Here is a 13,519-nt window from a genome sequence, read left to right on the forward strand (position 1 = left end):
CGACTAGATGAGGCAAGTCACAGCTATGAGCCGCAGCAGGCGAGAAGTTATTCTTCGAAGAAACTTTATGGTTGCAAGTTTCTCGCGATATTCACATGATCAGCCTTGGCTCTAAAAGGTAGAAAACGCTGCCCGCCGAGGAATCGTCTTTTAGCCTAAAATGAAGCCTGACGTGCCGACACCGAATCACTTGGAGTAGATCATGCGAAACGTCGCGCGGGCACCAAGTCCGCCAGCGGCCTTGGGGGGCTCGCTCGCTACGGAGAGACGTCAATCCTTTCTCCGTTATCTTCAGTTGGATCCGATGAAACGCGAACAGACCCGCGTTCCGATCATGCAGCTCGAGTCACGGGAGATCATGCGCGATCTCTCGCACATGTTCCTGGGAAAGTGCGCGTTCTGCGAACAGGCTTCGAAAAGCATGTTCCTGCACCGCTTCAGGCCGATGAACGATGCCGAGCCAACGATCGGCAGCGAGGAGGACGGGCGGGCACGCGATGCCCATCTCTACTACGGCTGGCTGTCGGATGCCTGGATCAATCTCTATCCGAGCTGCGGGGACTGCAGGCCGAAACGAACCAATTACTTCCCGGTCGACGGACAGAGGACGCCTATCCCGGCGCCGGAAGAATATGCCCGGTTTGTCGAGAAAGGCGACGGGACGTGGCCGGACATGGTCCTCAACGAGGCACCGCTCCTGGTCGATCCCTGTGCCGACGACATTGCCCGCCATCTCGTCCCGCGGAAAGACGGATCGATGGAAGCTGCAAGTCCACAGGGCGAGGAAACCATCAAGCATTTCCGGCTCAATCGGACGCGATTGAGAACCAGACGAAAGCAGGCCTTCGACGATTATGCAAAACTTGAAGGCGATGGGCCGAACGACACCAATGAATTCGTAGGCCTCTGGCGGATACTCAGGCGCCAGGTCGATGCCAGCGACGCGGAAATTGTGCGGATTGCCGCTTCTGCGAATATCGTCGAGGAAGACGACATAGCGGGAGCACCCCCCCGCCTCAAGGAAATCCGGCTGACGAACTTCAAGGCCATTGAGACGCTGTCGATCAAACTGCCTGCTGCACCAGACTCGACCGAACGCATGGCGCAGGCATTGTTGATCCTTGGCGAAAACGCTGCTGGCAAGAGCTCCATCCTAGAGGCGATCGCGCTTGCCCTCATCGGCACCGACGCGCGCCCCGACCTGGTGGAAGAACCGGGTAGCCTAAGGCTCAACCCCAGCTTCATGGGTGCCGAGGACCTGCCGCAAAGGCGATCGGCCAAGGTTCGCCTTCAGTTCGACAATGGACAGGTCTCGACACTCACGGTCGGTGCCAAGGGCTATTCTCAAATCGGCGAGAACCGATTGCCCTTGGTCTTCGGCTACGGCGCCTACCGTCATTATGTGCGCGACCTGCATGACTGGAAACCGTCACGACCGGTGCTCAGCCTGTTCCATACCGACAGCCTGCTCAGCAATCCGGAGCACTGGCTTCTCGGGTTGCCGCCGACCGAGTACCGGGCCGTCGTCCAGGCCTTGGGAGTGATCTTCGGGGCGGCCGAAGAGATCGAAGTCATCCATCGAGACGAGGCCAAGAGGCGATGCTTCGTTGAGATGCAGATTGATGCGTCCGGCAAGAAGAGCAGGACCCCGCTCTCAAACGTCTCGTCGGGCTTCCGTACCATTCTCGCATTGTCCTGCGACATCCTGCGATGGCTCATGGATCGCGACATCAATCCGAACTTCACAACGCTGACCTCGGCGGAAGGGATCGTGCTGATCGACGAGGTCGAGGCCCATCTCCATCCGCGCTGGAAGATCCACATCATGAAGGGCCTGCGCACTGCATTGCCGTCGATGACCTTCATCGTCACGACGCATGATCCGTTGTGCCTCAGGGGAATGCGCGACGGTGAAGTGGTGGTGTTGAGCAAGGTCGCCAGGCAGCTAGGCAGCGGCCAGATCCCGCTCATGGTCGACAGCCTCACCCAGTTGCCGAAGGTGTCGGCGCTGACCATCGAGCAGCTCCTGACCTCGGACCTGTTCAGCCTGTTTTCCACCGACGACCCCGAGATCGAGGCAAGCCTCGCAAGGCTTGGCGACTATCTCGCAAGAAAGGACGGGAGTGCGCCGGACCAGGACGTCAGAACTGCGATGGACGCGATCCGCAGGCAGGTAGTGGATGCCCTTCCGGTCGGCATGAGCGAGGCTGCCCGCCTCGTGCAGGAGGCCGTTGCCGACTACCTCGTCAAGCGGCGCAACCTTGCCGGCCGGCCACGCGAGGTCCTGCGCGATGAAACGAAGAGGCGGATCCTGGCCGTCCTGGAGGGCATCTGATGCGGCGCGTCGATCGGACCCTGGTTTCGGCGCCGGCTGTTCTTGTCGGTGAGAAAAGCCGCGGCGGCAAGGAACTGGCAAAGGCGAAGATCTTCTTCGCGGCGCAGGCAAAGGCACAAGCTGTGACAGCGGCCGCCGGCGCTGCGGCTCCAGGTGCGAAAACCAGGAAAAAGAAGGACAAGACGTTCAGTTTCAGCGCCTATTCCGACGAAGCAGTCAAATACGCGCTCGACAAGCTGTTCTTCGGCAAATGCGCTTATTGCGAAAGCCGGTATGCCAACCAAGCGCCGGTCGATGTCGAACATTACCGGCCAAAGGGACGCATCGCCCGAGTTGCCAATCATCCCGGCTACTGGTGGCTTGCCATGGTGTGGGACAACCTGCTGCCAAGTTGCATCGATTGCAATCGGCGGCGCTGGCAGGACTTGCCGAGATTCCCCGAGAGTCTCGCGCAACTGCTGGCGGCTCCTGAAATGCAAGGTGTCAAGGCATCGCTTGGCAAGCAGGATTTGTTTCCGATCGCCGGTGCAGCCAGGGCGACGGCGGACTTTCCCGGTATCGACGAGCAGCCCGACCTGATCAACCCCTGCGTTGACGTTCCGGAAGAGCACTTGGTGTTTCACATTGACCGTGGCGACCCTCTCGGCCTCGTCCTTCCGACCTTCAAGGACAACGTCCCTTCCAGGCGTGGCCTGACATCGATCCATGTCTACGGCCTGAACCGGCTCGGATTGGTTCAGGAGAGAACACGGGTCCTGCGCAAGCTAGATTTCCTGAGCCGGTTGATCGACGAGATCGGCAAGATTTCGGAGACGCTGCTTGCCAGCCTTGATCAGCAGACCAAGACCATGGGCGCGCGGCTCGACCTGCTGGTCAACCAAATCCTCGACGAAATCCGCACGATGGCGGAGCCGGGCCAACCCTATTCGAGCCTCGTGAAGGCCTGGTCGGACACGCTTAAAATCAATTGAGGTAGATGGGACATGAGCGCGCCTGAACTGAGCTGCGACCTCGTCATGAAGGGCGGGATCACAAGTGGGGTTGTCTACCCGAAGGCCGTCGTGAAACTTTCGCGCAAGTACCGCTTCCGCAATATCGGCGGTACGTCGGCCGGCGCGATTGCCGCGGTGGTCACTGCCGCCGCCGAATTCGGTCGCGCCGAAGGCGGATTTGAAAAGATCGAGGCGCTCCCAAAGCAGCTGTCAGCGACGCTCTTGGAGAAATTCCAGCCTCGCCAGGAGCTTCGCCCGGTCTTCGATCTAGTGCTGGCGGCGATGTCGAAAAGTATCGCGGGGGCACGGTCTTCGCGCTTTTGAAGGGCTACCCGGTGCCAGCCCTTTTTGGTGCCATCCCTGCGATCATAATCGCCATCATGATCCCGTTCACCTGGCATTCCCTGCCAGCGGCGCTGCTCGTTGTCTTGCTGTTCCTGTTTCTGCTCCTTCTTCTGCCGGCCGCCACAGCGGCTTTGGTCGCCGCCCGCGATGTCGCCCGCAGGCTCCCGCAGGCCGATTACGGCCTCTGCAACGGAATGACCCAACCTTATATGACGGCCGGCCATCCCGCCCTGACGGAGTGGCTAGCCGACACGATAGATCTCGTCGCCGGGCGTTCGGCCACCGGGGCACCGCTTGGGGTCAAGGATCTTCAATCCCGCCAGATCAAGGTGCAAACGGTAACCACCGATATCACCTCGCATCGCCCCTACGTGCTGCCGATGGAGAATAACCTTCATCTCTTTTCCGAGCGGGAGTTCCGTTCGCTTTTTCCTGCTCGCGTCGTCGACGCGATGCTGACGACGCCAAAGGAGGGGTCAAGCGACCTCTATCCGTTCAAGATCGACAATCTTCCGCTAGTGGTCCTCGCACGTATGAGCCTCAGCTTCCCGGCACTGATCTCGGCGGTGCCGCTCTACAGGATCGACTATACGCTGGTCGGCGTCCCCGAACAGGACAGGTTGGTGCGCTGCATGTTCTCCGACGGAGGGCTGTCGTCAAATTTTCCGGTACATTTCTTCGACCGCTTCCTGCCGTCGCGCCCGACCTTTGGCATCTCTCTCGGCGAATATGACCGCCGGCGGGAGAAGCCGGAAAGCACCGGGGAAACCCGCGTATTTCTTCCGACAAAGGCGGGACAGGGGCAACTCCTGCCAACGCAAGGCTTTTCCGGCCTGATCGCCTTCGTGTTCGCCCTGTTTGACAGCGCCAAGGACTGGCAGGATTCCCTCCAGTCGATCCTCGCCGGCTATCGCGAACGGATCGTGACGGTCGACCTCAAACCGGAGGAGGGCGGCCTCAACCTGGATATGCCACCCGCCCGCATAGACCAGCTCACCGGCTTCGGCGAACGTGCCGGCGACCTCATCACAAACGATTTCGAACTCAACGAGCACAAGTGGCGTCGGTATCTAGTCGAAGTCCGCGCGCTCGACGAGATGCTGCGCCAATTCGCCGATGCCTACGCAGAAGAACCCGAACCGGGCTCGCTTGGATACGCAGAGATCGCAACCAGCTACGAACCGTCATCCTACAAGGATCTCTCGGTAAGCGAACGGCAGATCTTGCGAGAACGAGCGCAGGCGATCGCCGCTCTTGGAAAAGCGTTTCAGAAGCAACAGCGTCTGGAAAGCTTCGACGATCATATGCCGAAGAGCCGCAGCCGGATCCGCTCTGTTGCCCGGATGGACTATTGACCGCGACAATCGCAGCCGGACCGCGAAGATGTCTGATCGACAAAGGTCAAGACGTCGCGGTTGTTTCAAACTCATCGATCCCCGTGCGGTGTCTATGTTCATCATATCGAACCGCCATGTGCCGGGGGATACTTGTTTAGAGGTGCAGCGGTCCAAAATTTATTGGCATCGCATCCGGCAGAATGCGGCGAAAAAAAGCATGATCTCGTGACGACAGGGTGGCAGGGAAAACCTCACAATCGACAAAATGCCTCCCGGCCGGTTGATACGGCATTTCGCTGGTTGTTGAAGGCGATATTGGTGAGACGATGATCGGAATATTCTTCTCGTGGCAGAGCGATGTCGCGCCAAACAAAGTTGATGGCAGGCGGGCCCACCACTATGACTGTCATCGACTTACGTGGCGACCATGACGTCGGGGGTTCATCAGGACTGCAGGTTTTGCTTCAACCAATCTTGGGGCACCAGGGATCCTCCCTCCCACCAGTCGTGCTTGAGGTGGTCTGTGAAACGCGAGTCGTTCTCGAATTTCGCGTGGTCGGTGACGATAATCTGCATCTGGCCATCAAGTTTTTCGACGACGTCGAAAAGCCACTCGTAGATTTTGCGGACCTCCATCCAGTCATTGTCCTCTGTCTCCCCGTTAGCTGAAGGGAAATAGACCTGTGACGGCTGATCGAGGATCAAAAAGTTAGGTACGGGCCGCTTGTTCGAGGCAAACCATTCGTGGAGAGCCAGATGGCCGAGCAAGTGATACCAGACCCAGTTCCGTCCGCTGCCAAAGCGCGAAAACGGAATCGTCTCGTCTGCAGTCTCGCTGACAAGCCTCGGCCCGCGGAGATCAAATGTCAGAAAACCGTTCGCGTATTCGAGACGTTGCTCGCGAGCCCAGCGGGTGATCTGCTGCCCGATACCGCCGAGGAAGGTCGCGGTCTTCGCACGTACGTCTGACAGGTTAGTCTCTGATTCGAGTTCTTCGATGTCCGTGACCAAGGAGGCCCTCTCAAGTTCCATCGCGACACGTGTCTCGTCGTCGTCGACCGATATGAGCCTGCGGAACATGTCGATCATGCCAGAAAGCCGGGCAACCTCGTGTTTCTGCTCCAATAGCGACTTGATGGAGTCTTCCTCGACCTTCAAGCGTTGAACCTCGCGCCTAAGCGAAGCGATTTCCGACGTGAGATTGGTAACGGCGGCACGGTGCTTTGAGAGTTGTTCCCGGACATCGATCTTGTCCGAATTCACCATCGCAAGTTCGACGGCAAGCGTTTCCAAAGATTGCTTCATATCCGCTACAGCCGGCGTGACACCCTCTAGCCAGCTTTCACAAACCGGGCATTGCTTGGAATCGTGGTCATCTGCGAGGAGATGCAACGCCGTCAAACGTCGCCGCTGCTCGTTGAGCGCGCTATCGACGACGTTTTGGTCGTTCTCAAAACGCTCCAGAGCGTCAATCTCTTTTTTGAGATCTGACCTTTCACGAGTCTTATTCAGTAGCTCAGTATTCATCTGCTTGAGGACGTCAACGTCCTGACCGTCCGCTAATTGGCTACCGGCGAAAAGAGTGGTTTGGAGGGCCGAAGAAACTCTCTCGAGTATCTGTGCCGTCGACCTCCTAGCTGGGATGTCGGATGTCGCAATCAAACCCAGCCGGGTGCTTTCCGCCACAATTGATACGAGTTCCGTGTCACGATTGGCGGCGATCGATACGCCGCGTTCAAGCGCACGCTCGACCTCTCGCAGTCTCTTCCGCTTATTGCGGAGTTCGGCTTGCTTTTCGATGATGGCAGGGGAGATTGCCCCGAGGTAGTATGGCAACGTATCTCTTATCGTCTGAGCGAGTTCGCTTTGACGATGGAAATACAGGTCCGGGTTGGCGATCTCATTCTGCTTTTGGAAGCTGTAGATAAGACCTGACCGGAAGGTAAGCTTTTGTCGGTCAGCCGTGCCGTCGGCCCGAGGAAGAAGTGTGACTCCCACGCCTAGAAGCGATCCGATCTTTTCTACAAGATCATCCCGACGAGCATTCGGCTTCAAATCACTCATAGGCGGCGTTTCGTGGTCCGGGTTTGGCCGCACGAAGAACTCATTGCTCGCCGTCCTCCCTACGGGGACGCTACGGCGGGCCACGAATAACCTTTCCGCACCAAAATCCAGTTTCAAGGCGAACCATGACACGGCATTCGAGATCACACCTGCCGGGATCTCGAAACGCGATGCTCCAAGACAGTAATCGACGACGCTTAGCATTGCAGACTTTCCCCGACCGCTTGGGCCAGTGAGGATGTTCACGCGACCTAGGTCGAACGAGATTTCGTTGATCCTGCCGTCAAGGGAGTAAAGGACCACGCTCTGGATTTGCATTATGGTTTTACTCCTACCTGTTGGTAGATTTCTCTGTCGTCTCCTACCTTCGCGAACCACTTCCCGACAAATGCGGCCGCCTTCTGGTCGTCATCAAGGGTTTTGTCCGACTTCAAGATCGGAGGCCCCTTGGTGGCCGCAATCAGGCGGCCGTTCTCAGTCGAGACCCAGTTCGAGCGGAGCGACGTCAAAACGGCCTCCTTGACCTGCGGAACAAGGGACTGCGTAGATGAGATCAGGTCGGTTCGAAGTTCTGGGTGATCCCTCAGCCACTTCGAAAATCGGGTAGCGATAGTGCGGGGAAGGGCATTCCGGATATCGGGATGCAAGGCTATGGCGATGCCGGGAAACGCAAGGGCCAGCGACATGCCCCCATTAGTAACGCTATAGCCTTTGGCCATGCTATACACGAGGACGCCGAGATAGCCCGGATTAAAATAGTTGGCGAAATCTGTCTGCCGATCGTTCCAGGGAGCAAACGCCATATTATTCGTCCGGCTTGAATTTCGCGGTCCAGTGAGGGTGCCAACCGATCACTGGTTCGTTCGCCATGAGGTGTAAGACGCCGCGCCGTAGATAATCGAGCTCGACGTCCTTGAGCTTTGCCTGACTTCCCGAGAGTGAGCCGCTTAGAGCGGTTCGGCCGAGCTTTTCTAGCTCAAATTCTACGCCGTCCCGGCCAAGGCAAGCGTCTGCGTCAGGTTCGATCGCACCGAATTTCGCTGCCCAGTGACCGTAAAGCTGATCCTTGAACTCTTGTAATTCCTTTGGCTGCAGCCGCAGGCTCTCAATCCAGCGCTTTATGTGCCCATCAGCCTTGTAGACATCAAGTAGCGCCCCGGCGACCGCCGTCTTGTCCGGAGCGTGCCCGATAGCCATCAATTGCCGAACGAACAGCCTCTGCAACAGGCGAGCCTTTTGGTCGGCGTTCGGGTCCGTGATGTCTTCGAATATAGGCAAGCTCGACACGACATACTGGGAAACCAAATCCGTAATTTTCTCTTGGAGCAGCTCTTTACTGATCGGCACTTTCTCTTTCGTTCTGAGGCGCTCGATCAAAACCCAGTACCACCAGCCAACCAGCGACTGCGCCAAGCGCTCCAGGTTTCCGGTCGTAGCACCCGTCAGGCTTAATCGCTTGACGATCTTCTGGCGAAGGCTCTCGATAACCGCCACTCCCGGCACTATGGTCATGTTTCCAATCAGCACGTCGCGAACGGCTTCTGGTAATGCCAAGAAAGGCTCGACGTTCTTCTTCATGCTACCCGTCGTTCCGGCCTCTATCTCCTTCGCGATCTGCATGAGAAGGCCTTTAGCAGCCTTTACGTGCCTCGTTCCTCCCGTGATTCCCTTGGGCGCTAGATAATCCACAAGCATCGCAGAGGACGAGGGCTGGGCAGTGGTGAGCAAAAAGAACGCGGTTTTGCTTGGATCGACAGCGTCGTCCCTGACGAGAGAGGACCAGATGCGGATCGTTTTCCACAAATCCGCACTTTTGTCGGTGAAGGCCTTTGCCTTGGCGGGGTCGTGGTGTTTCAGCTGCAAAAGCTCAAACGCGTCGTCCTTGCCTCCGACGACCACGTCGTCGAAGGTTTCCACCATGAAGCCTTCCGCGGGATCATCCGTATCCAGGGCTCGAAATAGCGCATACTCACATTGGTAGACATATCCCACCAAGGAGTCTGCTGCAGAAAAACTCTCTATCCCAGACAATCGCTACCTGCCACCCAAGTCGAATCGACCTTGTCATCAGCTTGGCGATCTCTCGCGGCAATTGCAATTTCAAGCCGATATTTCTGGAGTGTTTCCCATAGGAAAAACAGGTGGTTTCAATCCTATTTGAATTGCGCAGCAAAAGGTGCTCCGACAACCGGCTGCGCCACCCGCGAAATACATTACATTGACAGGCCACTGATTTCTCATCCGCAAGATGGGCACCTCCTCCCTGAAGGCGCTTTTGGTAAAATCTTCAGGAACACAGGGCCAAATTAGCTGGATTCCGACAACGGACGAACACTTAGGTCCGATCCAAGGTCTTGGCGGTGGGTAGCTATCGGTATCTTGGTGAGCTCCGCGATTGCCACCATGAGAAAGGGTGCACTGGCGAGCGTCAAATCCATTGCAGTGACAGACTCGCTTGCAGAAAACGCTTGTACGCCTAATGCTACACCTGTCGTAAGACCAATCGCTGCGGCCGCAATCTCTAGGCCCAGGCACCACGGTAAGGTCCACTGGCCATAGCTTGCCAGCTTTTGACTCATCACAGTCTGCATTTTACTCGCCCCCCCGACAGGGCAACATCACGCCTTGATCGCCTGCCAGCATACACTTAACGGTTTTGAAAGTCTTAGTTAAGGCGTCTTCTCTCTATTGTCGCAATAACTTTTTCTGCCCTTCAGATATAGAATACCTCGTCAAAAAATGGGGTTAGCAGACCGCGTCGCCCATGCATGGTCTTCGTTGGATCGGTGTAAGCGGAAAGCCGAACAGGCCGTAGCGCGCTTACTCCGTTACATTTCAGCTAGCAGAGTGTTTCGCATGGGATCCCATCCTTGTCGCGATCGAGTTTTCCGCCCCATGAGCAGTTTTGCAGGTACCAGTTGGCTTCGTCGCAGGAACCGATCTGCTTGCACGTTCTCCGCGGCTCGCAAGAATAGCCGCTCTGCGCGACCAGCTTACGGCTGATGATGCCCAGCGGGCGACTCGACGGCGCCGCGCCGTCGGCGTGCGCAGCGCGCCATTCCCAGGGTGCCTGAAACGTCCCGGCCCACAGGCCGATCTTTGAGGCTTGGGCTTGCGCCTGCTGCCCCGCATAAGCGCCCTGGCTGTAGTGAGGCCAATCCAGCGCCTGGCCGTGCTTGACCATCCAGGCGGCCACGCCCGCGCCGTCGGCGCGCCGACAATCGCCGACAAAGCGGTGGTAGCGGTCCCACGTCGCGAATGTGCATTCGAGCGGCCTCGACGCGGCCAGGAAAGTGTCCAGCGCTTCGGCCGATCGCCGGCCGCAAGGATACTCGGCGCCATTCGCATCGCGGCACAGCTGCCGGCTCTCTGGCGCGTCGATGCCGTTGAAGCGGACGCGCTGGCCGTGGATTTCGATCGTATCGCCGTCAATGACGGAAGCGACACCGGTAAGCGAGGCGGGCGCCGCCCTTCGTGGGCTGGCCTTTGATGCATCGTCGCTACGTTGCGCGCCCGACGGCGCCAGGAAGGCGGCCACCGCCGCCGCTGCCGTAAGACCGAGCATTGCCGGCACGCTCGCAAGTTGGCGCCGCCACAGCTTGGCACCGGTGGGTCTCTGCCACCGATTGGATCGATATTTGCGGTATGGCCTGCTCATCCGCTACGCCGACCAGCCCGGCCATGCGCTGTCGACCATGGGCAGGCCGGCGCAATAGTAATCGTCAAGGAACCGCCCGGTGGACCGGTCGCGGCAGCGCCAGATAACGCTGTAGTTCTGGCCATAGAATTGGTCCCACGCGACGCCATAGGTTTGTGGTGGCGGTGGCCGGTAATATGTTCCGCCTCCATAGCCGTTGTTGGCAGCGACACCCACAGCTGCGCCGCCGACAGCCGCGATCGCTATGCCTGTCGCGACAGCATTGTCGGTTTGCACAAGCCTGGTGCACTTCTCTGCTGTTGCGCCCCTGCGCACTAGAAGGGCCGCTACCCTGCTACGATACTGTTCGTCCGTGCTGCTGGCGAGAACGTGACATAGCGCAACGGTATTCATTGCCGTGAGATCGCTGTCCGACACGACAGCGCTCGTAGAGCAGCCGCTGACGCACAGGGCTGCACTTGCGATGAGTGCTCCAATTTTCATGTGAATCCCCCAAACAAATATTGGGGCGAGTCCGACCTAGAAGTCCAGAGTTTTGTTTTTCACTTTGCTACGATTCACAGCATGCTGCGGCTAGCTGGCATCCACTGCAACCAACCCTTCCGCCGGTCGTTGACTGATGCTGGGTTGATCTCAGCCACTCCAGAACTTGCCCGCTGGCTCAAAACCGGCGGGCTTTTTTTCCGCGACGCCGGAAGGCTCTATCTCGCCGCATGTTGTGGTACATCGGCACGCCGTCATCGGGCCGTGCCGTTGACCAAGGTGGTCCCTCCGTCATGGTCGGCCGGCGCAGTCTTGACCGTCCGCGCGGGCCATCCCAATCAAGCCCGCTGGCTTCGGTCGGCGGCTTTTTATTTGATGCCCGGCGCCGTCGGCTTGGATCTAGATCCTCGCCAGTGCCGGATTTGAAGGTAAGCTGCGGCGGTATGATCGCACTTCGCGCGGGACGGACCATTGGTGTGCAGCAAGAGCGCCGAGTTCATTCGGCCAAGATTCTGCACTAGGCCGAGGTAGGTGAAGGCAGATAGCTATCCGGCAATCGCTGAGATATTGGAGATAATGTTCCCCCATGGAGGTGTGTACCAGTATTATAAGTTTCCAAACTTCATGTACGAACGCCGTGGACGAGCTGCTGTGTGCGCTTGCCGTAAATCGCTTCCGCGAGTTCACAGTCGGAGGTTGGCTAGGACCCTAACGCGAGAGCTTCAACGGCCCCCTTCGCGATGAACTCCTCAACGAGACGCGGTTCACGTCCCTGGCCCAGGCCCGCGCGAGGCTCAATGTATGGCGCGCCGATTACAACGGCGCGCGTCCGCACTCGCACATCGGATGGCAGACACCCAACGAATGTGCATCGATCTTCAACCCGCGACGGTCGCTCGCGCTGCGCAACGTGAAACGCTCCGCGCCAGCACCCGTCGCGTCCACCGGCCATCAGGGCAAATCCACCCCCGGAAACGAACTCACGACTGGATAAAATTTGGGGGAAACGTCAGGGCGGCCATAACTTTGCAGTCTTCAGACGCGAGGCGGCCTACAACAGCGCTGCCCACCATGCTTGTGGCCCGCGACCCACACGGCTTTTCCCTTCAGATCGTACATTATGCTTCCTTCATGATTACCGATGTCTGCATGACCTTGAGGTCTTCCCGCACCATTTCCGCGGCGAGCTCGCGCACGGATGTCTCATGCACCCAGCCGAGCTTCTCCTTCGCCTTGGTGGCATCGCCCAGGAGAAGATCGACTTCCGTGGGGCGGAAGTAGCGTGGGTCTACCTGGACTAGGCATCTGCCGGTCTCGACATCATAGCCCTTTTCGTCGACTCCCTCACCACGCCATTCGAGCTCGACGCCGACATCTTCGAAAACCCATTCGACGAATTGGCGGACAGGGGTCGTCTTGCCCGTCGCCAGCACGTAATCATCCGGTTGATCCTGCTGCATCATCATCCACATACCACGCACGTACTCACGCGCATGGCCCCAATCGCGTTGAGCATCGAGATTGCCGAGATAAAGCTTGTCCTGCTTGCCGAGGTAGATAGCAGCGGCGGCGCGGGTGATCTTGCGCGTCACAAAAGTTTCGCCGCGCAGTGGGCTTTCATGATTGAAGAGAATGCCGTTGGAAGCATGGATACCATAGGCCTCGCGATAGTTGACCACGATCCAGTAGGCGTAGAGCTTGGCGGCGGCGTAAGGGCTGCGCGGATAAAAGGGCGTTGTTTCGTTCTGCGGTACGGATTGCACGAGGCCGTAGAGCTCTGAAGTCGAGGCCTGATAGAAGCGGGTCTTGTCCTTCAGACCGAGGAGGCGGATCGCCTCAAGAAGTCGCAATGTTCCGATACCGTCGGCGTTTGCTGTGTATTCCGGCGTTTCGAACGACACCTGGACATGGCTCTGAGCGGCCAAGTTGTAAATCTCGTCTGGCTGGGATTCCTGAACTACTCGGATGAGATTAGTCGCATCAGTGAGGTCACCGTAATGCAAAATTAGGCGCGGATCGGGATCGTGCGGGTCTTGGTAGATGTCTTCGATGCGACCCGTGTTGAAGGAAGAGGAACGTCGCTTAATCCCATGAACGACGTAGCCTTTTTCCAGCAGAAGACGCGTGAGATAGGCACCATCCTGTCCCGTTATGCCCGTAACCAGAGCAACTTTCCTGTTCTCGCCCATTTTCTTCCTGCTCTATGGTAGTTGAAGTTTCGAATCTGGCTCGCCACACCGGCGGCCCGCCTCATACCCTATGGTAGGATTTCGACAGATGTGGCGCGGAGCTCGTCATTGACAGT

At 58.0% G+C, this 13,519-nt stretch carries 10 protein-coding genes and 1 pseudogene; 5 read left to right on the forward strand and 6 right to left on the reverse strand.

What is annotated here, in order from left to right; all coding sequences use genetic code 11:
• The first annotated feature begins 304 nt into the window (after nt 1-304).
• The 4 genes from NKJ23_RS21545 to NKJ23_RS21560 are packed head-to-tail and all read left to right on the forward strand — an operon-like array spanning nt 305 to nt 5,027.
• On the forward strand, nt 305-2,335 hold the full coding sequence (locus NKJ23_RS21545) for an AAA family ATPase (RefSeq protein ID WP_352682178.1): 2,031 nt from the start codon (nt 305-307) through the stop codon (nt 2,333-2,335).
• On the forward strand, nt 2,335-3,306 hold the full coding sequence (locus tag NKJ23_RS21550) for an HNH endonuclease family protein (protein ID WP_352449736.1): 972 nt from the start codon (nt 2,335-2,337) through the stop codon (nt 3,304-3,306). The genes NKJ23_RS21545 and NKJ23_RS21550 overlap by 1 nt, the downstream gene beginning before the upstream one ends.
• A 12-nt stretch (nt 3,307-3,318) precedes the next feature.
• Entirely contained in the window at nt 3,319-3,651 is a 333-nt protein-coding gene (locus tag NKJ23_RS21555) for a hypothetical protein (RefSeq protein ID WP_352682214.1), read from the forward strand.
• 11 nt (nt 3,652-3,662) lie between these two features.
• Nucleotides 3,663-5,027 carry a patatin-like phospholipase domain-containing protein gene (locus tag NKJ23_RS21560; RefSeq protein WP_352682180.1) on the forward strand — a complete coding sequence of 455 codons (1,365 nt, stop codon included), beginning with the start codon at nt 3,663-3,665 and terminating at the stop codon, nt 5,025-5,027.
• Nucleotides 5,028-5,453: 426 nt separating this feature from the next.
• Here NKJ23_RS21560 and NKJ23_RS21565 read toward each other — a convergent pair whose 3' ends face one another.
• The 5 genes from NKJ23_RS21565 to NKJ23_RS21585 form a co-directional block, all read right to left on the reverse strand.
• The gene (locus tag NKJ23_RS21565; RefSeq protein WP_352541483.1) at nt 5,454-7,391 is read right to left on the reverse strand and encodes a DUF3732 domain-containing protein; all 1,938 of its coding nucleotides are present in this window, start codon (nt 7,389-7,391) and stop codon (nt 5,454-5,456) included.
• Nucleotides 7,391-7,876, reverse strand: a complete 486-nt coding sequence (locus tag NKJ23_RS21570; protein ID WP_352449733.1) for a three component ABC system middle component — start codon at nt 7,874-7,876, stop codon at nt 7,391-7,393. Before NKJ23_RS21570 ends, NKJ23_RS21565 begins: the two co-directional genes overlap by 1 nt.
• Before the next feature lies 1 nt (nt 7,877).
• Nucleotides 7,878-8,993 carry an ABC-three component system protein gene (locus tag NKJ23_RS21575; RefSeq protein ID WP_352682182.1) on the reverse strand — a complete coding sequence of 372 codons (1,116 nt, stop codon included), beginning with the start codon at nt 8,991-8,993 and terminating at the stop codon, nt 7,878-7,880.
• A gap of 919 nt (nt 8,994-9,912) precedes the next feature.
• Complete coding sequence (locus NKJ23_RS21580) at nt 9,913-10,611, reverse strand: thermonuclease family protein (protein ID WP_352682184.1); 699 nt, start codon at nt 10,609-10,611, stop codon at nt 9,913-9,915.
• Between the two features lie 123 nt (nt 10,612-10,734).
• Nucleotides 10,735-11,214, reverse strand: a complete 480-nt coding sequence (locus NKJ23_RS21585) for a hypothetical protein (protein WP_352682186.1) — start codon at nt 11,212-11,214, stop codon at nt 10,735-10,737.
• A 715-nt stretch (nt 11,215-11,929) separates the two neighbouring features.
• On the opposite strand from NKJ23_RS21585, the pseudogene NKJ23_RS21590 reads away from it, so the two are divergent.
• Nucleotides 11,930-12,208, forward strand: a pseudogene (locus tag NKJ23_RS21590) (integrase core domain-containing protein); the annotation flags it as partial.
• 124 nt (nt 12,209-12,332) lie between these two features.
• Here NKJ23_RS21590 and gmd read toward each other — a convergent pair.
• Nucleotides 12,333-13,403, reverse strand: coding sequence for a GDP-mannose 4,6-dehydratase (gene gmd / locus NKJ23_RS21595; RefSeq protein WP_023718702.1), 1,071 nt, complete (start codon nt 13,401-13,403; stop codon nt 12,333-12,335).
• Nucleotides 13,404-13,519 lie beyond the last annotated feature (116 nt).

The sequence above is a fragment of the Mesorhizobium sp. M0184 genome (genome assembly GCF_040322215.1).
Taxonomy (GTDB): domain Bacteria; phylum Pseudomonadota; class Alphaproteobacteria; order Rhizobiales; family Rhizobiaceae; genus Mesorhizobium.

Bases quoted from the DNA above. Each gene is read 5' to 3' on its own strand.
- NKJ23_RS21585 (WP_352682186.1), bottom strand. From the start codon at position 11,214: ATGAAAATTGGAGCACTCATCGCAAGTGCAGCCCTGTGCGTCAGCGGC.
- NKJ23_RS21575 (WP_352682182.1), bottom strand. From the start codon at position 8,993: ATGGTGGAAACCTTCGACGACGTGGTCGTCGGAGGCAAGGACGACGCG.
- NKJ23_RS21565 (WP_352541483.1), bottom strand. From the start codon at position 7,391: ATGCAAATCCAGAGCGTGGTCCTTTACTCCCTTGACGGCAGGATCAAC.
- NKJ23_RS21570 (WP_352449733.1), bottom strand. From the start codon at position 7,876: ATGGCGTTTGCTCCCTGGAACGATCGGCAGACAGATTTCGCCAACTAT.
- NKJ23_RS21545 (WP_352682178.1), top strand. From the start codon at position 305: ATGAAACGCGAACAGACCCGCGTTCCGATCATGCAGCTCGAGTCACGG.
- NKJ23_RS21555 (WP_352682214.1), top strand. From the start codon at position 3,319: ATGAGCGCGCCTGAACTGAGCTGCGACCTCGTCATGAAGGGCGGGATC.
- gmd (WP_023718702.1), bottom strand. From the start codon at position 13,403: ATGGGCGAGAACAGGAAAGTTGCTCTGGTTACGGGCATAACGGGACAG.
- NKJ23_RS21550 (WP_352449736.1), top strand. From the start codon at position 2,335: ATGCGGCGCGTCGATCGGACCCTGGTTTCGGCGCCGGCTGTTCTTGTC.